The organism is Xanthomonas sp. F1 (assembly GCF_014199855.1).
Genome location: NZ_JACHOK010000002.1, coordinates 278,807 through 296,422, shown reverse-complemented (window position 1 = coordinate 296,422; position 17,616 = coordinate 278,807). Strand labels below are relative to the sequence as shown.

14 protein-coding genes are annotated in these 17,616 nt (G+C 69.4%); 9 read left to right on the top strand and 5 right to left on the bottom strand.

What is annotated here, in order from left to right; all coding sequences use genetic code 11:
• Window positions 1-144: 144 nt before the first annotated feature.
• Window positions 145-633 (top strand): pyridoxamine 5'-phosphate oxidase family protein, encoded by a 489-nt coding sequence (locus GGR71_RS05965; RefSeq protein WP_048491027.1) that lies wholly within the window; start codon window positions 145-147, stop codon window positions 631-633.
• A gap of 54 nt (window positions 634-687) precedes the next feature.
• On the opposite strand, the gene GGR71_RS05960 is transcribed toward GGR71_RS05965, so the two are convergent.
• Window positions 688-1,575, bottom strand: a complete 888-nt coding sequence (locus tag GGR71_RS05960; RefSeq protein ID WP_184451729.1) for a hypothetical protein — start codon at window positions 1,573-1,575, stop codon at window positions 688-690.
• A gap of 19 nt (window positions 1,576-1,594) precedes the next feature.
• Between GGR71_RS05960 and GGR71_RS05955 the strand changes: the two genes are divergently transcribed.
• Window positions 1,595-1,858, top strand: a complete 264-nt coding sequence (locus GGR71_RS05955; protein WP_184451727.1) for a hypothetical protein — start codon at window positions 1,595-1,597, stop codon at window positions 1,856-1,858.
• 149 nt (window positions 1,859-2,007) lie between these two features.
• On the opposite strand, the gene GGR71_RS05950 is transcribed toward GGR71_RS05955, so the two are convergent.
• The 3 genes from GGR71_RS05950 to GGR71_RS05940 all read right to left on the bottom strand — a co-directional run bounded on the left by GGR71_RS05950 (window position 2,008) and on the right by GGR71_RS05940 (window position 7,630).
• Window positions 2,008-3,066, bottom strand: a complete 1,059-nt coding sequence (locus GGR71_RS05950; protein WP_160963094.1) for an HDOD domain-containing protein — start codon at window positions 3,064-3,066, stop codon at window positions 2,008-2,010.
• A gap of 328 nt (window positions 3,067-3,394) precedes the next feature.
• A complete protein-coding gene (locus GGR71_RS05945) occupies window positions 3,395-3,880 on the bottom strand; it encodes a nuclear transport factor 2 family protein (RefSeq protein WP_160963092.1) in 486 nt (161 codons plus the stop codon).
• 156 nt (window positions 3,881-4,036) lie between these two features.
• Window positions 4,037-7,630, bottom strand: coding sequence for a methylmalonyl-CoA mutase family protein (locus tag GGR71_RS05940; RefSeq protein WP_160963090.1), 3,594 nt, complete (start codon window positions 7,628-7,630; stop codon window positions 4,037-4,039).
• A 218-nt stretch (window positions 7,631-7,848) separates the two neighbouring features.
• Between GGR71_RS05940 and GGR71_RS05935 the strand changes: the two genes are divergently transcribed.
• A complete protein-coding gene (locus GGR71_RS05935; RefSeq protein ID WP_237474573.1) occupies window positions 7,849-8,166 on the top strand; it encodes a YXWGXW repeat-containing protein in 318 nt (105 codons plus the stop codon).
• 673 nt (window positions 8,167-8,839) lie between these two features.
• Window positions 8,840-9,940 carry a Glu/Leu/Phe/Val dehydrogenase gene (locus tag GGR71_RS05930; protein ID WP_160963088.1) on the top strand — a complete coding sequence of 367 codons (1,101 nt, stop codon included), beginning with the start codon at window positions 8,840-8,842 and terminating at the stop codon, window positions 9,938-9,940.
• A gap of 113 nt (window positions 9,941-10,053) precedes the next feature.
• On the opposite strand, the gene GGR71_RS05925 is transcribed toward GGR71_RS05930, so the two are convergent.
• Window positions 10,054-12,879, bottom strand: a complete 2,826-nt coding sequence (locus tag GGR71_RS05925) for a S8 family serine peptidase (protein WP_456362590.1) — start codon at window positions 12,877-12,879, stop codon at window positions 10,054-10,056.
• A 202-nt stretch (window positions 12,880-13,081) separates the two neighbouring features.
• Between GGR71_RS05925 and GGR71_RS05920 the strand changes: the two genes are divergently transcribed.
• From GGR71_RS05920 to GGR71_RS05900, 5 genes are all read left to right on the top strand, one after another.
• Complete coding sequence (locus tag GGR71_RS05920) at window positions 13,082-14,257, top strand: thiolase family protein (RefSeq protein ID WP_160963084.1); 1,176 nt, start codon at window positions 13,082-13,084, stop codon at window positions 14,255-14,257.
• Between the two features lie 122 nt (window positions 14,258-14,379).
• Window positions 14,380-14,721, top strand: a complete 342-nt coding sequence (locus tag GGR71_RS05915; RefSeq protein WP_048490955.1) for a hypothetical protein — start codon at window positions 14,380-14,382, stop codon at window positions 14,719-14,721.
• Window positions 14,722-14,728: 7 nt separating this feature from the next.
• A complete protein-coding gene (locus tag GGR71_RS05910) occupies window positions 14,729-14,911 on the top strand; it encodes a hypothetical protein (RefSeq protein WP_160963082.1) in 183 nt (60 codons plus the stop codon).
• A gap of 435 nt (window positions 14,912-15,346) precedes the next feature.
• On the top strand, window positions 15,347-15,700 hold the full coding sequence (locus GGR71_RS05905; RefSeq protein ID WP_160963080.1) for a hypothetical protein: 354 nt from the start codon (window positions 15,347-15,349) through the stop codon (window positions 15,698-15,700).
• Between the two features lie 130 nt (window positions 15,701-15,830).
• Window positions 15,831-17,540 carry a sensor domain-containing diguanylate cyclase gene (locus GGR71_RS05900; protein ID WP_184451723.1) on the top strand — a complete coding sequence of 570 codons (1,710 nt, stop codon included), beginning with the start codon at window positions 15,831-15,833 and terminating at the stop codon, window positions 17,538-17,540.
• Window positions 17,541-17,616: the final 76 nt, after the last annotated feature.

Below are 17,616 nucleotides of genomic sequence, written 5' to 3'. Positions count from 1 at the left end.
CACGTCGCACCGCAGCGTTTGTCTACGGCGCTCCGCGCGCAGCCCGCACCGCCTGTGCACACCGCTTGCACCCTTCCATCACGGACCGCGCGCGCCTCTCCCGGCACAGTGCAGGCGGGCACTGTCGCCCGCTCGGAGATCCGCATGGCCAGCCCGCAGGAACTGGAAGAGAAATTCTGGAAGGCATTGAAGTCCGACCGTACCGTGATGCTGGGCCTGGATGGCGTCGAGGACGGCCACGCCCGTCCGATGACCGCGCAGTTCGAGGGCGATCGCGGCGGCCCGATCTGGTTCTTCACCTCCAAGGACAACGCGCTGGTGCAGAAGCTGGCGCAGAGCCAGCGGGTGATCGCGGCGTTCAGCGCCAAGGGCCACGATCTGTTCGCCAGCATCAGCGGCACGCTCAGCGTGGACAACGACCAGGCCGTGATCGAGCGCCTGTGGAACGGCTATGTCGCAGCCTGGTACGAAGAGGGCAAGGAAGATCCCAAGCTGGCATTGCTGCGCCTGGATCCGGATCATGCGCAGATCTGGCTCAACGGCTCCAGCCTGATGGCCGGCATCAAGGTGTTGTTCGGCATCGATCCCAAGCGCGACTATCAGGACAAGGTCGCCGACGTGCCGCTGCGCTGAGCGGCGCGCGGCGCAATGCACGCCAGCCGGCCGCACGCCGGCTGGCAGACACGATCAGGCCTCCGTGGGCACCTGCAGACGCTGACGGATTGCCTGGCGCAGTCCGCATTCGCACTGCCGCGTCGCCGCGTCCACATCGTTCTCTGCCAATCCTTCGGCGCGCGCCAATGCTGCCAGTGCGGCACGGTGGTCGCCGCGCCGCGCCGCCATCAGCGCCTGGCAGCGCGGCCGCAACGCCGGCACCGACCAGTCGAGATCCGCCGTCAGCGCCGCGTCCAGGGGATCGGCTTCGCCGTCGCCGGCCATGGCCCGCGAGAATGCAAGTTCGCAGCGCAGTAGCGCGATCAGGCTGTGCCAGGATTCGGCGACCGGTCCAGGCAGCGTCGCGACCTGCGCTTCGAAAACCGGCTGCAAGGCGGCGGCGTGTGCCCACTCGCCACGGATCTGCATGGCTTTCAGTGTGAACCAGACGTAGAAGAACCATCCCTCACCGTCCGCGAGCAGCGCCAGGCGGTGTTCCGGCAGCTTGTCCGCGGTGACGCCGCGAAGCGAGAGGCCATTGAGTTCGGCCAGCACCTCCGACAGGGCGTCCGGATCGCGCCGCCGCGCATGCTTGAGCAACTTCAGACCGTCGCTGCCGCCCAGCGCGCTCTGCAACGGCACCAGGTTGCCCAACCCGACTGCCAGATTGAACGCGGCTGCACCGGTGCAGAACGCGCCGCTGCTGCTGCCCAGTCCCAGGTGCCATGCCAGCAGTCCGCACCCCGCCGCTGCCAGCAGGTTGGCCAGCGGACCGCCGGCGATCAGCGCCAAGTACTGCCGGCGCACTGCCGCGTATGGGTTCGGCACCGCCAGCACGACGCCCGAACTGTCGTCGCGGCGCACGCGCTGCCAGCGGATCCGCCAGCCGCGACGGCGCGCAAGCAACTGCAGCGGCCCCACGTGCACCCGGCACACGGTCATGCCCATCGCACGCGCCGCCAATGCGTGCCCGCCTTCGTGGATGGCGATCGTGGCGAACGCCGCCAGCGGGAAGATCAGCAACATCGCCAGAAAAGGCGCCAGCGAGGACGTGACCACGTGCGCCAGGGCAATGCAGCCGGCGAGCATCGTCAGGCTGCCGACGATCATCAGCACACCGCGCACGCCTTTGAGCACGGTGTCGAGCCAGGACCGTGCGGTCCGCGGCGTGCCCGGCTGGTCTACGGCAGTCATCCGTGCCTGACCTCGTGGAGCGCGCCTGGCCCCGCCTCGCGCAGCAGTTCACTGCGATCACGTTCGCCGCGCCCACCTCCTGCGCCGCAGCGCTTGCGTCGCGATCTGCCGAGAGCTTGCACGGTTCGCCTGTGCCGTCTAATGGTCTGCCTGCCGCGATCAGCGACGATAGCGCACCGCCAGCTGCGCGGCCGCGGCGGCGCGATGCCGGCGCAGGGCCAGGCCGAGCGGACTCATGCCTGCCACATCGGCATCGCCCGCCTGCTCCTCCAGGGCGCGCTGCACGCGCGGCGACAGCCCCCAGTCCGCAGAGATGGCCTTGGCGCAGTGCGCCGACCAGGCCTCGAGCATCTCGGTGATGGCCGCCGGCGTGGGTGCTGCTTCGGCGTGGCGTGCGTGGACATCGCGCAGCACCTGCACCACCGAGACCGCGCCCAGCCCGCACAGCAGCGCCAGCAGTTGCGCCGCGTTCGCATCCTCGCGGTCGGGCACCTGCGAGGCGGCGTGCGCCGACAGCAGGGTGTGTTCCCACAGGACCGCCGCACAGCGGCCGAAGACGCTGCCGTCGTCGACGATGACCGGCTGCAGCAGCGCCGCCAGCACGATCTGGCGCAGGCCCTCGGTGCCCAGCAAGGCCACCGCCCGCTCCAGGTTCTCGATCGGCTCGGGATGGCGGCGGTAGACGACGCTGTTGGCGATGCGCAGCAGGTTGCCGGCCAGCGCCGGATCCTGGCCCAGGATCGTGGCGATGGAATGGGCGCCAGCGGTCGGATCGTTGATCGCACGGGTGAGCTGCGGCAACAGGTGCGGACGCCGCGGCGTGTACCGCGGATGCGCGTCGATGCGCGCCAGCACTGCGGTGGCATCGGCCATGACCGCCGGCGCGGCCGCTGCCGACGCGCTCACCGGGCGACCGGCGAATGCCAGTTCACACAGGTGCGCCAGGATCGCGGCATCCGGCACCGGTTCCAGGTCGATCAGGGCGGGATCGGCGAACGGGTCGAGGCCCGGCTCCGCTGCGGCAGCAGGCGCGGCCGGAACGGCGCGTGCAGGCGTTGCCGGCGCCGCGGGCAGATCGGCCTCCTCGGCAACGGCACGCGCCTGCGGCGCCTCCGCCGCATCGCCGCTGCCACGGCGCAGCCACCACCACAGTCCGGCCCCCAGCACCAGCGCACCCGCGCTGATGGCAATCCACATGATCGGCACGATCGTCGTCATCCGCAAAACATCGCCAGGTCCCCGCGCCCGGCCACCGGTGCGCACCCACGCGGCACGCCGTGTCATTCAAGCACGTCGCGCAGGTTTCTGCGCAACGCCGACATGATGCGGTCGCCGACCTCCGTGAGGCGGTCATGGACAACGCGCGATCGCGCCACTCAACAGCAAGCAAGCGGCGTGCCGACAACAACCCTCACCACGCCGCGGGCCTGCGGCGCCCGCCACTCGCCACTCGCTGCACGCTGCCCGCTGCGTACGACGCATGGCGGATCTGGCCGAGGCGATGGGGCTTGACCGCCGCTCTCTCGGTGGCAACCGCCCCGCACGCTCAGTGCGGCGCGGGTGCGGGCGCGGTGCGGTGCCCGTAGCTGAGTACCCGCGTCAATTTCCAACCGTCCGGGTCCTGACGCCACACCATCACGAACTTGGCAATGCCATCGCAACGGCCGCTGGCCAGTTCGCAAAAGCGGTGCTCGCCTTCCTCGATCGCCCCGAAGTCCTTGATCGGATAGACCCGCAAGGTGCCGGGCAGCAACGCGCGGCGGACCTTGCCGCAGATCCATTTGCGCGTGTTGTCGACGACGCTCGCGCGGTCCCAGGTGACGCCGCCGGTGTCGTGGTAGAACTCCACGTCCGGCACGAACAAGGACGCGAACGCGTCCAGGTCGCAGCGGTTGTAGGCATCGAACAGGCGCTGGTCCAGCGCCGCGACGGTGTCGAACAGCGGTCCCGCCGCGCCGTCCTCGGCCGGTTCCGCCGCGTGGGTCGCCGCCGCGCACGCCATCAACACTGCCAATGCTCCCCAGGCTTTCATCGGCACCCTCCGCGTGAATCGATGGGACACTATGAGACCGCCGAGGCAGCGGCCGCAAGATCGCCGCATGCGCTGGAGCGTCGCCGCAGCGGCAGGCGCGGCAGTCGCCCTCGCCGCCCCCGGCACGCCGCCATCGGCATCTACCGCCGTCGGCGCCTACATGTTGCGCCGATACTCGCCGCCCACCTCGTACAGCGCATGGCTGATCTGCCCCAGGCTATGGGTCTTGACCGCCTCCATCAGCGCCGCGAACACGTTGCGGCGCTCGCGCGCGGTGCGCTGCAGCGTCCCAAGCCCGGCATCGTCGGCGACCAGCGCCAGGGCGTTGCGGCGCTGCTGCCAGTCGCGCACGTTGCCGATCTGCTGGTCCTTTTCCTGCTCGGTGGAGCGGATCAGCTCGATCTCGGTCGCGGTCTCGCCGGCGTGCTCCTTGGGCAGGAAAGTGTTGACCCCGACCAGCGGCAGGCTGCCGTCGTGCTTCTTGTGCTCGTAGTACAGGCTCTCTTCCTGGATCTTGCCGCGCTGGTACATGGTGTCCATCGCGCCGAGCACGCCGCCGCGCTCGCTGATCGCCTCGAACTCCTTGTACACCGCCTCCTCGACCAGGTCGGTGAGCTGCTCGACGATGAAGCTGCCCTGCCAGGGGTTCTCGCAGAAGTTCAGCCCCAGCTCCTTGTTGATGATCATCTGGATCGCCACCGCGCGGCGCACGCTTTCCTCGGTGGGCGTGGTGATCGCCTCGTCGTAGGCGTTGGTGTGCAGGCTGTTGCAGTTGTCGAACAGCGCGTACAGCGCCTGCAGCGTGGTGCGGATGTCGTTGAACTGGATCTCCTGCGCGTGCAGCGAGCGGCCCGAGGTCTGGATGTGGTACTTCATCATCTGGCTGCGCTCGTTGCCGCCGTAGCGCTCGCGCATCGCCCGCGCCCAGATCCGCCGCGCCACCCGGCCGATCACCGTGTACTCCGGGTCCATGCCATTGCTGAAGAAGAAGCTCAGGTTCGGCGCGAAGTCGTCGATGTGCATGCCGCGCGCCAGGTAGTACTCGACGATGGTGAAGCCGTTGCTGAGGGTGAAGGCGAGCTGGCTGATCGGGTTCGCCCCGGCCTCGGCGATGTGGTAGCCGGAGATCGACACCGAGTAGAAGTTGCGCACCTTCTGCTCGACGAAATACTGCTGGATGTCGCCCATCATGCGCAGTGCGAACTCGGTGCTGAAGATGCAGGTGTTCTGCGCCTGGTCCTCCTTGAGGATGTCGGCCTGCACCGTGCCGCGCACACTGGACAGGGTCTGCGCCTTGATCTGTGCGTACGTCTCCGCGTCCACCAACTGGTCGCCGCTGACCCCGAGCAGGGCCAGGCCGAGGCCGTCGTTGCTCGGCGGCAACGCGCCGTGATAGCGCGGGCGTTCGCGGCCTTCGAACAGCCGCGCCAGGGTCTGCTCGGCCTGCGCCCAGCGCTGCGCGTCGGCCTTGAGGTATTTCTCCACCTGCTGATCGATGGCGGTGTTCATGAACATCGCCAGGATCATCGGCGCCGGGCCGTTGATGGTCATCGACACGCTGGTGGTCGGCGCGCACAGGTCGAAGCCGGAGTACAGCTTCTTCATGTCGTCCAGGGTCGGGATGTTGACTCCGGAGTTGCCGATCTTGCCGTAGATGTCCGGGCGTGGCGCCGGATCCTCGCCATACAGGGTGACGCTGTCGAAGGCGGTGGACAGGCGCGCGGCCGGCTGGCCGACGCTCAGGTAATGGAAGCGCCGGTTGGTGCGCTCGGGCGTGCCCTCGCCGGCGAACATGCGGATCGGGTCCTCGCCGGTGCGCCGGTACGGATACACGCCGCCGGTGTAGGGATAGCTGCCGGGCAGGTTCTCCTTGCCGAGGAAGGTCAGCAGTTCGCCCCAGCTCTTGTAGCGCGGCGCGGCGATCTTCGGAATGGACTGGTGGCTCAGCGACTCCCGGTAGTTCTCCACCCGAATCGGCTTGCCGCGCACCGCATATTCGGTGACCGGATCGGTGATCGACTTCAGCCGCTGCGGCCACTCGCGCAGCAGCTTCAGCGACTCGCTGGACAGCGACTGCAGCGCATCGTTGTAGCGCTGGCGCAGCAATAGCAGGCTCGCGTCCGCGACCGTGTCGGCCGCAGCATCATCCGCGCGCGACGCCGGCAGCAGGTCCTGCGCCGCATACAGTTCCAGTTGCGCCGGCAACTGCGGATCCTGCAGTTCGTGCAGCGCCTGCCAGAACGCCTGCGCGCGGTCGGCGGCCTCGGCCTGGCGCAGCACCCCGGCATTGATCGCCCGCCCCTGCTCGGCGATCTCGGCCAGGTAGCGCACGCGTGCGCCGGGAATCAGCACGGTGGCGCGCGGCTCCTTCAGCGTGGTGTCGAGTTGCGGACGGAAATCGCAATTGGCCTGCGAACCCGGCGCGTTTGCCGCGGCGTCCGCGTGCGCCGCCAGCTTCTCGCGCAACAGACGGCACAGATTGACGAACATCCAGCTCACGCCCGGGTCGTTGAACTGGCTGGCGATGGTCGGATACACCGGCACCGCCTCGTCCTCCAACTGGAACGCCGCGCGGTTGCGCCGCCACTGCTTGCGCACGTCGCGCAGCGCGTCCTCGGCGCCGCGCCGGTCGTACTTGTTCAGCACCACCAGTTCGGCGAAGTCGAGCATGTCGATCTTCTCCAGCTGGCTCGGCGCACCGTAGTCGCTGGTCATCACGTACACCGGAAAATCGACCAGGTCGACGATCTCCGAGTCACTCTGGCCGATGCCGGCGGTCTCCACGATCACCAGGTCGTAACCGATGCCCTTCAGCAGCGCGATGCAGTCCTTCAGCACCCGATTGGTGGCAGCGTGCTGGCGCCGCGTGGCCATCGAACGCATGTACACGCGCGGGCTGCGCAGCGCGTTCATGCGGATGCGGTCGCCGAGCAGCGCACCGCCGGTGCGGCGCCGGCTGGGGTCCACCGACACCACCGCGATGCGCATCTGCGGGAAGCTGGCCAGGAAGCGGTTGAGCAGTTCGTCGGTGACCGAGGACTTGCCGGCGCCGCCGGTGCCGGTGAGGCCGAGTACGGGCGCTACACGCCCGCTGCGGGACCCGGGACCCGGGACCCGGGACCCGGAGACGCCTGACAGACCGGATTGCCATTGTTTGCGCAGCAGGACGAGTTCCGTTTCGGTAAAAGCTCCGTCCTCGATGGCCGACAGCATCTTGCCGATGCCGATCTCGTCGTCGATGCCGGGAAGCGAGGTGCCGGCCTGTTCCGGGTCCCGGGTCCCGGGTCCCGCGTCCCGCCCGCGCCCGGCCCGCGCCACCACGTCCTCGATCATCTCCACCAGGCCCATCTTCATGCCGTCGTTGGGATGGTAGATGCGCTCCACCCCATAGGCCTGCAGCTCGGCGATCTCCTCGGGGGTGATGGTGCCGCCACCGCCGCCGAACACCCGTACATGGCCGGCGCCGCGCTCGCGCAGCATGTCCACCATGTACTTGAAGTACTCCACGTGGCCGCCCTGGTAGGAGGACAGCGCGATCGCGTCGGCATCCTCGTGCAGCGCCGCCCGCACCACGTCCTCGACGCTGCGGTTGTGGCCGAGATGGATCACCTCGGCGCCCTGCGCCTGGATCAGGCGACGCATGATGTTGATCGCCGCATCGTGGCCGTCGAACAGGCTGGCGGCGGTGACGAAACGCAAGGGACTAGCGTCCGTCTGCGGCAACGGAACGCGGGACGCGGGAAGGCTCATCGTACGGACATCGAAAAGAGAATGCCGCGATTCTAGGCGCGCAGCGCGACACGGGCAGGTTGCGCTGCAGCATCCGCGCCTGGTCGACGGGCCACCTGCACGACGTCGGGCCTGGCTATCCGCTGCATGAATACGCCCTTGGGAACGCGTCAACACCCGAACCGGTCGCGACGTTTCCTCCCGCGTCGGCACCCCGCCGATGCCTTCGGAGAACTCGCATGTTCGCTCGTCCCTTGTTGCTGGCCACCCTGCTCGGCGGCGCGCTCGCCGGCGGCATGGCCGCCGCACCCGCGCAGGCGCGCGAGGTGGTGGAACTGTCGGTCCGCACCGCGCCGCCGCCACCGATCGTGGAACGGGTGGTGGTGCGGCCCGGCTACGTCTGGATGCCCGGCTACTGGCAGTGGAACGGGCGCCGCCACGTCTGGGTCGCCGGCCGCTACGTGGTGGAACGGCCGGGCTACGTCTACGTCGGTCCGCGCTGGGAGCACCACGGCCCCGCCTATCGCTTCCACGCCGGGTACTGGGTCCGCCGCTGATTCAGCGTCCAGCAGCGCCGCGCGCGATCGCCGTGCTGGCGGCGCGCGCGGCGGCGTTCCCATGCATGCATGGCCGCCGGCACGCGCACCGCCCCCAGATCCACGCCGCCGGCGTTCGGCCGCTCCCACAGGCGCTTGCGGCGAACTCGCCGGGTGCACTGTGGGAGGGACTTCAGTCCCGACGCATTGCGCCATCGAAAAAGCACGCCACTTCGCGCACCCCGACTGCATGACAATTGACTCCAGCTGCGCTGCTCCTTGGAGACTTCAGTCCCGGCGCGTGCGACTGAACACCGTCGGGGTTGAAGCCCCTCCCACACTGCGATCGCATTTGTCGGCGGCCACCACGGGTGGACAAGGTCCCGACCGGCACCGTTCGCCCGCTCGTTCTCGTGTGGCGGCCGCCGTCTCCGCCGAGGGCCACCCTGCCCGCGATCTCAGGCATCGCCCTGGGCAAACGGGCGCGCTGCTGCCCCCTGGCGTCGCACGGAGCGGCGAGATGCCCATGCCGCGGGCCGCGACGGCGTCGCGCGGGCGGCCGGCAATTGCTTTAAAATGCCGCCATCGCGACGCTCAGGGCCTGTTCCGGAACCGTCGCGTTTTTGTTTTGCGCCACCCCCAGGCACGTTCCTGGACCATGGTGTCCGACACCTGCAATGCCAGCGGAGCCCCCATGCTTTTCGAAACGCTAGCCAACACCGGCCACGAACAGGTCGTCTTCTGCCACAACCGCGACGTCGGACTGCAGGCGATCATCGCCATCCACAACACCGTGCTCGGCCCTGCGCTGGGCGGCGTGCGCATGCGCCCCTACGCCAACACCGAATCGGCCTTGCAGGACGCGCTGCGGCTCAGCCGCACCATGACCTACAAGAACGCGCTGGCCGGTCTCAACATCGGCGGCGGCAAGGCGGTGATCATCGGCGACCCGAAGAGCGACAAGTCCGAAGCGCTGTTCCGCGCCTTCGGCCGCTATGTCGATTCGCTGGGTGGCCGCTACATCACCGCCGAGGACGTCGGCACCGACGTCAACGACATGGAACAGATCTACCTGGAGACCGAGTACGTCACCGGCGTGCACCAGGTGCACGGCGGCTCCGGCGACCCGGCGCCGTTCACCGCCTACGGCGCGCTGCAGGCGCTGATGGCCTCGCTGCAACGCAAGTTCGGCCACGAGGAGATCGGCAAGACCAGCATCGCCGTGCAGGGCCTGGGCCACATCGGCATGGAACTGGTGAAGCTGCTCAAGGAACGCGGCGCCAAGCTGTTTGTGACCGACCTGGACCCGGCGCTGGTCGCGCGCGCCGTGGCCGAATACGGCGCCGAAGCGGTGGACCCGGATGACATCTACGACGTCGCCGCCGACGTGCTGGCGCCATGCGCCATGGAGAGCGCGCTCGACGAGGCCAAGCTGCCGCGGCTCAAGGTCAAGATCGTCTGCGGCACCGCCAACAATCAGCTGGCCAATCCCGCGGTCGGCGAGGAACTGCACCGCCGCGGCATCCTCTACGCGCCGGACTACGCGGTCAACGCCGGCGGCGTGATGAACGTGTCGCTGGAGATCGACGGCTACAACCGCGAACGCGCGATGCGGCTGATCCGCAGCATGTACCACAACCTCGGCAAGATCTTCGACCTGTCCGAACGCGAGAACATTCCGCCGCAACAGGCCGCCGACCGCATCGCCGAGGCGCGGATGCAGGCGATCGGCAAGCTCAAGCTGCCGCTGGGCCGCACCGCGCCGCGCTCGATGGGCCATCTGCGCGGCGAGTGACGCGCGCGCCGCCTGCGCCGCAGGCGGAATGCCGCAGGGCCTGAGATGTCCTGGCCCTATGTGACCGATCGACCCGGATCCGGCGCAGCACGCGCCGGACCGGGTACCCGGACTCAGAAACCCAGGCGATAGCGCAGCGACACCGCGCGGTCGTCGCCGCGCGGGCCGAACCGCTGGTCGTAGCCCAGCCCCAGCAACGCCCCGTTCCAGCGCGTCTGCAGGCTGGCGCCGAGAAGCCCGCCCGAGCGCGCCGGCTGCAGGTCCACCAGCGGCGCCCAGGCGTTCACGCCGACGAAGCTGGCCTGCCGGTCCAGTCCCTGCGCAGCCAACGTCTGCTGCCACTCGGCATAACCCTGCAGCGACCAGCTGCGCCCGCCGAATCCGCCCCGCAGGCCGGCCAGCGCCTGGCTGCGCGAGGAACTGGCCGCGTCGGCCATCAGCCCGAAGCCGTCGCCGCCCTGCTCGCGGAAGCCATCGCTGTCGATGCGGCTGTAGTCGGCACCGGCATACGGGGTCAGCCACGCCGGGCCACGCCCGAATCGATAGCCGACCTCGACGCTGGAGGACAGGAAGCGCCCGGCGTAGCGGCTGGAGGCGTCGGCGACGGTGTCGCCGAGCAGCAAACTGCGGTCGAGCTGGCGCTGGTACTGGCCGCTGCCCAGTTGCGCCAGCGCATAGGCATTGCCGGCCATCGCACCCAGATATGCCTGGCCCTGCACCTGGCGGTTGCGGCTGCGGTCCAGGCTGCCGGCGTCGCTGGCGCGGCTCTCGCCGAACGCAACGCCGCCGACGAGGTGATCGCTCAGGCGCAGGTCCTGGCCCATCAGCCAGCCATCGAGCTGGAACTGGCTGCCGGCGAAACTGCCCTGCCCGGTCTCGCCCAGGCGCTGGCTCCAGGCGCCAACCGCGCGCGGTTGATCGACCAATACGTCAAAGCGGCTGGACAGCGCGCGCCGCTGCAGGTCCATGGTGTCGAAGGTCATCGCGGTGGCCGCGGCATGCGCCTCGCCGGACAGGCTGCGCAGCGTGGCCGACGCCGCCGCCACGCTCGGCGACTGCTGCACCGCGGCGGCCGCCTTGAGCAGGGCGCCATCGACCGTGGCCGGGTCGTGGCTCAGTTGCGTGTTGAGCTGCGCGAACGCCGCGTCCACGCGCGTCGCCGACGCCAGGGTAGCCGCGGTGATGTTGCCGAAACTGGCCGCGGCGGCGGTGACGCTCAGCGACTGCACGGTGATCGAGGCGCTGGTGGCGTCGTAGGACAGGAACGAGGTCAGGAACACGTTCGACGGCGTGGTCACCGACGCGAACGTGCCGGTGAGTCCACCGCTGGCCTCCAGCACCTTGTAGGCGGTGTTGTTGACCACGTAGTCGCGCTTGCCCAGCACGTACAGCGAACCGCCCTGCAGAGCGGCGCTGCCGCCGACCGAGAGCTTGTCGCCGACCAGCAGGGCCAGCCGGCCGCTGCTGCTCTGCACGTAGTTGCCGCTCAGGCTCAAGGTGGCCACGCCGACCTGGAAGGTGCCGGCGTTGGCGACGCTGCCGCCGAGCGCGCCGGTGCCGACGAAGGTAGCGCCATTGCTGATCGCCACGTTCGAACTGCCCAGGCTGGCCGCACTGAGCGTGCCGCCCTGCACCTGGGTGTCGCCGCTGTAGGTGTTCTGGGTGCCGCTCAGGGTCAGCGTGCCGCTGCCCTGCTTGATCAGGCCGCCGCTGCCGGCGATGTTGTTGGCCCAGGTCGAGCTGCCGGTGAACCCCACCGTCACGTCGCCCCAGTCGAAGCGGCCCGGTCCCTGCACCGCCTTGCCAACGTTGAGCAGGCCGTAGCCGAAGGTCGCGTCCACGCCGGGCGTGCCCAGGTCGGTGGCCGTGCCGAGCAGGGTCTGCCGGACCAGGTCGTTGCTGAAGTACGGGAAGGCCTGCCAGACCAGTGCCGCCGCGCCGGACACCAGCGGCGCCGCGAACGAGGTGCCGCTGCCGTAGTAGTAATCGGGGTTGCTGGTGGAGGTGGTCGCCTTGGGATCGACGAACACCTCGGTGCCGGGTGCGACCAGGCAATAGCGCATCGCCGCGCCGCAGGCGTTGGAATACGAGGCCAGTTGCGTGCCGGTGCTCGAATCGGTCGCCGCCACCACCAGCCAGCCGCGCTCCAGATCCGCCGCCGGCAGCGTGCCGTTGGGGCCGGACTTGCTGGGCAGCGAGGCGATGTCCGAGGGCGTGGACTTGGATTCGTTGCCGGCGGCGAACACCACCAGGCCGCCGTTGCCGATCACGAACGGGCGGTACTCGGCGGCAATGGCGTTGGTCGAGTTCAGGTCGGTCCAGTAGATCCCGCCCCAGGAGTTGTTCATCACCTTGACCCCGGCATTGATCAGGTCCTGGTGCACCTGGGTCAGGCCCAGTCCGCCACTGACCTGGTTGCCGCTGCCGCTGCCGTCGTCCTTGGGCGGGGTGTCGGAAATGATGCGCGCCGACACGATCTGCGCGCCCGGCGCGATGCCGCCCGGCCACTGCCCGACCGACTTGCCCGCCGCCAGCTGCGCCACGGTGGTGCCGTGGCCGTCGACGTCGTCGACCTGGGTGTTGTTCTGGCTGGGATCGACGTAGACCAGGTTCGACACCACCCGCCCGGCCAGCGCCGGATGGTTGCGGTTGACGCCGGTGTCGACCACGCCGATGCGGTAGCCGCTGCCGTCGTAGCCGGCGTTGTGCGCGGCCAGCGTATTGGTCAGGGTCAGATGCGCGTCGAACGCCGGCTGTGGCGGCGGCGGCGAGGTCGGCGGCGGTGAGGTCGGCGGCGGCGGCGGGGGCGGTGGGGGTGACGTCGGCGGCGGCGAGGTCGGCGGCGGACTGCCGTGGACCAGATTGCCGCCACCGCCACCGCCGCCACCGCACGAGGTGAGCGCAACCGCCACCGCGGCCGCCAGCAGCGACCGTGCCATCAATACCCGCATGTCCTTCCCCTCTGCCTTGATCTGCCGCACCGGCCGGTGCCATTCCCATTCATCGGCCGTCGGCGACGGCGATGACCCGAAGCCAATCTACACCGAAACCGTATTCGCGGGACGCCCGCCCAGGACCCTGCGATTGGCAGAATCTGCGCCGCGGCCGATAATCGGCGCACCTCTTTCGTAAGGGTTTGCCATGACCGAGATCGTCATCGCCGCGGCCAAGCGCACCGCCATCGGCGCGTTCCTGGGCCAGTTCAACGGCGTGCCCACGCCGACGCTGGGCGCCGCGGCCATCCGCGCCGCGCTGGAGCAGTCCGGCATCCCCGCCGCCGACGTCTCCGAAGTCATCATGGGCTGCGTGCTGCCGGCCAATCTCGGCCAGGCCCCGGCGCGCCAGGCCGCGCGCGCGGCCGGCGTGCCCGACGGCACCGGCGCGACCACCATCAACAAGGTCTGCGGTTCGGGCATGAAGGCAGTGATGCTGGGCCACGACCTGATCAAGGCCGGTTCGGCCAGCATCGTCGTCGCCGGCGGCATGGAATCGATGAGCAACGCGCCGCACCTGCTGCCGAACTCGCGCACCGGCAACCGCTACGGCAACTTCCAGGCGGTCGACCACATGGCCTGGGACGGCCTGACCAATCCCGACGACGGCCAGGCGATGGGCGTGTTCGGCGAGGCCACCGCGGAGAAGTTCGGCTTCAGCCGCCAGGACCAGGACGCGTTCGCGATCGCATCGGTGAGCCGTGCGCAGGCCGCACAGCGCGAGGGCGCCTTCGCCGACGAGATCGTTCCGGTCGCCGTCGCCACCCGCAAGGGCGAAGTGCGCGTCGACAGCGACGAGCAGCCGGGCAAGTCCGACGTCACCAAGATCCCGGCGCTGAAGCCGGCGTTCAAGAAGGACGGCACGGTCACCGCGGCCAGTTCCTCGAGCATCTCCGACGGCGCCGCCGCGCTGGTGCTGCTGGGCGCCGACGAGGCTGCACGCCGCGGCGTCGCGCCGCTGGCGCGGATCGTCGGCCACGCGACCTTCTCGCAAGCGCCGGAATGGTTCACCACCGCGCCGGTCGGCGCGATCGGCAAGTTGCTCGATCAGGTCGGCTGGAGTCTGGACGACGTCGACCTGTTCGAGATCAACGAAGCCTTCGCCGTGGTGGCGATGGTGCCGATCAAGGAACTGGGCCTGGACCACGCCAAGGTCAACGTCCACGGCGGTGCCTGCGCGCTCGGCCATCCGATCGGCGCCTCCGGTGCGCGGCTGCTGGTGACATTGCTAAATGCGTTGCGCAGCCGTGGCGGCCGCCGCGGAATCGCGACGCTGTGCATCGGTGGTGGCGAAGCGACAGCAGTCGCCATCGAATTGATTTGATTGGGATTAACCCCTGAAACACAAAAATGAATGCGCGTGCGCTTGACAGCCGACTTTGGCTTGTCATCATGTTGAGGGCGCGCATTCGCGCGTTGCCTAACTAAACGACGAGGATAGACACAATGAGCATCAACAAGCTGCTGATCGCAATGGCCCTGGGCCTGGCCCTGGCCGCGTGCTCGAAGCAGGAGCAGGCCCAGGACGCCGCCGCTTCGGCTAACGAAGCCGCCACCGACGCGCAGGCTGCTGCCGACCAGTCGGCTGCCGCCGGCGCCCCGACCGCCGACGCCGCTCAGGCCGCTGCCGACACCGCCGCGACCGCCGCCAACACCGCTGCCGACGCTTCGGCCGCTGCCGCCGCTGCCCCGACCGATGCCGCTGCCGACAAGGCTGCCGACACCGCCAAGGCTGCGGAAGACACCGCCGACAAGGCGAAGGACGCTGCTCAGGAAGCCAAGAAGTAATCACTTCTTGCTTTTTGCAGTCCTGAAAGAGCCGCTGGTCCGCCAGCGGCTTTTTCTTTGCCTGACGTTTGTCAGGGAGCGCGGCAACGAGGCCACCACCGTGCCGGTGCAGCATGTCTCCGAACGGCGGGCGGGCAACGACACATCCATGCTCCGCTCGCGCGAATGCCGCGCCGTCGTCCGCCGCTGACACCGCCTCGCAACGCGCGCCTGTGCAGGCTTTCACCCGCGCCATCGCCTCGCCACCGCGTTGCGCCCATGCAGTCCTCCGCATGAGTGGACGACGCATCGCACTGCCGGCAGCGGCCACGCGACCTGCCGGACGCCAGCGGTGAGCGACGCGTTCGATGCGCATCACCGCCACACGCCACGCAAGTGCAGGCGCGTACGCGCCGAAGCAGAAGCCGAAGCAGAAGCCGAACATCAGCATTGCCCGCGTGACCGGACCGGCGCCCGCCCGCGGACACGCGCTTCGCAGTGTCGGGGGCCTACACCCGCGGCGCCTCCTCACCGACGATAGCGCTTTCCTGAACATTGCCCCGCGCCACGGCTCCGCCTTGACGCAGGCTGCATGCGCCCCCGCCTAGGCTGCGCGGCGTCACCCACCCGTGGACGGAGAAGCCGCATGAACAAGACCCCGATCGTGGCCCTGCTGGGCGCCCTCGCACTGGCCGGCTGCCAGGGTCCCGAATCGCAGCAGGCGCAACGCGACGCCAAGGTCGCCGCCGAACAGACCGGCGAAGCCGCCAAGGAAGCCGCGGGCCAGGTCGCGCAGGCCGGACGCGAGGCCGCCGCCGATGCGCGCGACGCCGCACACCGCGCCGCCAATTCCGAGGCCGTGCAGGATGCCTCGGCGGCGGCCAAGGAGATGGCGGCCGATGCCAGCGAGGCCACCGCGAATGCGGCGCAGAAGGTCGCCGACAAGGCCCGCGAGAACGCCAACGAAGATCCGCACAACGGCGACCGCGAGCAGCATTGAGTCATCGGCCGTCCCCACGCATGCGGGGCGGTCCCCTGCCGCGCAGCGCGTGCCGCGTGCTGTGCCGGCGTGGCGGGTCTTTTTGTGACGCCGGTCCAGGGCTTTTGCGGCGTCACAGTAGACTTTCGCGATGCCGATTCTCCAACGTGTGCGGGCCAGGACCCGCCTAGCCCTGTTGTTCTCCGCCGCGGTCTTCGTGCTGGTCGGCGCCGGCGTGTTCTACGGCGCGCAGCGCGCGATCTACGACGCCGCGCGTGTCGCCCACACCCACGAAGTGCTGCGCAACATCGACGAGGTGCAGTCCACCTTGCTGATGACCGAATCCTCGCTGCGCGGCTACGAGTTGACCAACAACCAGGCCTATCTGAGCCTCTACTACGACAGTGCCGAACGCGTGCCGCGGCAGTTGGCGCAGTTGCGTACGCTGGTCTCCGACAATCCCGTGCAGATCGCCAATGTCCAGATGCTGCAGCAACTGGCGAACACGCGGCTGGTGCAGATGCGGCAGATGTTGGCGGTGTACCAGCGCGACGGTCTGGAAGCGCTGCAGCGGGCGATGGCGCCCAGCGTGTACCAGAGTTCCAGCGCGGTCCGCGACCAGGTGCAGCAGATGACCGACGTGGAACTGCAACTGCTGCAGAGCCGCGACACGTCCAACCAGCGCAGCGCCGACATGCTGCTGGCGCTCGCCCTTGCCGGCATCCCGTTCGGCCTGGGCAGCGTCGGCGTGGTGTACGCGCTGCTGTTGCGCGAACTGCGCAACCGCAGCAACGCCGAACAGGCCGCCTCGGTCGCCAACGAGAAGATGGAAGCCAGCATCAACGAGCTGGAGCGCACCAGCGCGGACCTCAACGCGCTCAGCCGCTATACCGGCCTGCTGCAGAGTTGCGTGGAGCCGGCCGAGGCACTGACGGTGACCGCGCGCCTGCTCGCCGCGCTGATGCCCGACGCCGGCGGTAGCGTCTACCTGCTGCGCGCCTCGCGCGACCGCGCCGAGGAGATCGTCAGCTGGGGCCAGCCGCCGGTCGGCAGCGAGCCGGCGGTGGCGCCGCAGGACTGCTGGGCCCTGCGTCGCGACAAGAGCCATTTCGTGCACGCACAGGGCCACGACTCGACCTGCGCGCATCTGCGCGAGGATCCCTACGCCGCCGGGGCCAGCACCGCCTGCATTCCCCTTTCCGCGCAGGGCACGCAGTTGGGCTTCGTGTTCCTGGCCGGGCGCGGCACCGGCCCGCTGCCGCGCATCGCCATCGCCGAGGCCGCCGCCGAGCAGCTGTCGCTGGCCTTGAGCAACCTGCGCCTGCGCGAGTCGCTGCGCCTGCAGTCGATCCGCGACCCGCTCACCGGCCTGTTCAACCGGCGCTACCTGGAAGAATCGCTCAACCACGAACTGGCCCGCTGCGGGCGCCGGCAGATGCCGCTGTCGCTGCTGATGCTGGACGTGGACCACTTCAAGCAGTTCAACGACCTGCACGGCCATGGAGGCGGCGACAGCCTGCTGGCCGCGGTCGGGCAGATGCTGTCGACGCGGCTGCGCGGCGAGGACATCGCCTGCCGCTACGGCGGCGAGGAGTTCACGGTGATCCTGCCGGAGACCGGGCCGGAACAAGCGCTGGCCATCGCCGAACAGATCCGCGGCGCCGCCCAGCAACTGAGCGCCAGCGTGGACGGCAAGGCGCTGCCCGCAGTGACCATGTCGATCGGCGTGGCCAGTTATGCGCGCGACGGCGTGGTCGCCACCACCCTGCTGCGCAAGGCCGATGCGGCGCTGTACCGGGCCAAGCGCTGCGGCCGCAACCAGGTGCAGGCCTACGACCCGGCGCTGGACGGCATGGGCTGAACCGGCGGCGGTCGCGATCGGGCCGCCGTTTTGAAGAAAGCGTCACAAAACCGACGCGATAGAGCGGCGATAGTCG

What these genes read in the sequence shown, in the direction of transcription:
- GGR71_RS05950 (WP_160963094.1), bottom strand. Translation starts at nt 3,066, where the DNA reads ATGACGACGATCGTGCCGATCATGTGGATTGCCATCAGCGCGGGTGCG.
- GGR71_RS05915 (WP_048490955.1), top strand. Translation starts at nt 14,380, where the DNA reads ATGAGCATCAACAAGCTGCTGATCGCAATGGCCCTGGGCCTGGCCCTG.
- GGR71_RS05905 (WP_160963080.1), top strand. Translation starts at nt 15,347, where the DNA reads ATGAACAAGACCCCGATCGTGGCCCTGCTGGGCGCCCTCGCACTGGCC.
- GGR71_RS05930 (WP_160963088.1), top strand. Translation starts at nt 8,840, where the DNA reads ATGCTTTTCGAAACGCTAGCCAACACCGGCCACGAACAGGTCGTCTTC.
- GGR71_RS05925 (WP_456362590.1), bottom strand. Translation starts at nt 12,879, where the DNA reads ATGGCACGGTCGCTGCTGGCGGCCGCGGTGGCGGTTGCGCTCACCTCG.
- GGR71_RS05935 (WP_237474573.1), top strand. Translation starts at nt 7,849, where the DNA reads ATGTTCGCTCGTCCCTTGTTGCTGGCCACCCTGCTCGGCGGCGCGCTC.
- GGR71_RS05965 (WP_048491027.1), top strand. Translation starts at nt 145, where the DNA reads ATGGCCAGCCCGCAGGAACTGGAAGAGAAATTCTGGAAGGCATTGAAG.
- GGR71_RS05945 (WP_160963092.1), bottom strand. Translation starts at nt 3,880, where the DNA reads ATGAAAGCCTGGGGAGCATTGGCAGTGTTGATGGCGTGCGCGGCGGCG.
- GGR71_RS05940 (WP_160963090.1), bottom strand. Translation starts at nt 7,630, where the DNA reads ATGAGCCTTCCCGCGTCCCGCGTTCCGTTGCCGCAGACGGACGCTAGT.
- GGR71_RS05900 (WP_184451723.1), top strand. Translation starts at nt 15,831, where the DNA reads ATGCCGATTCTCCAACGTGTGCGGGCCAGGACCCGCCTAGCCCTGTTG.
- GGR71_RS05955 (WP_184451727.1), top strand. Translation starts at nt 1,595, where the DNA reads ATGCCCATCGCACGCGCCGCCAATGCGTGCCCGCCTTCGTGGATGGCG.
- GGR71_RS05920 (WP_160963084.1), top strand. Translation starts at nt 13,082, where the DNA reads ATGACCGAGATCGTCATCGCCGCGGCCAAGCGCACCGCCATCGGCGCG.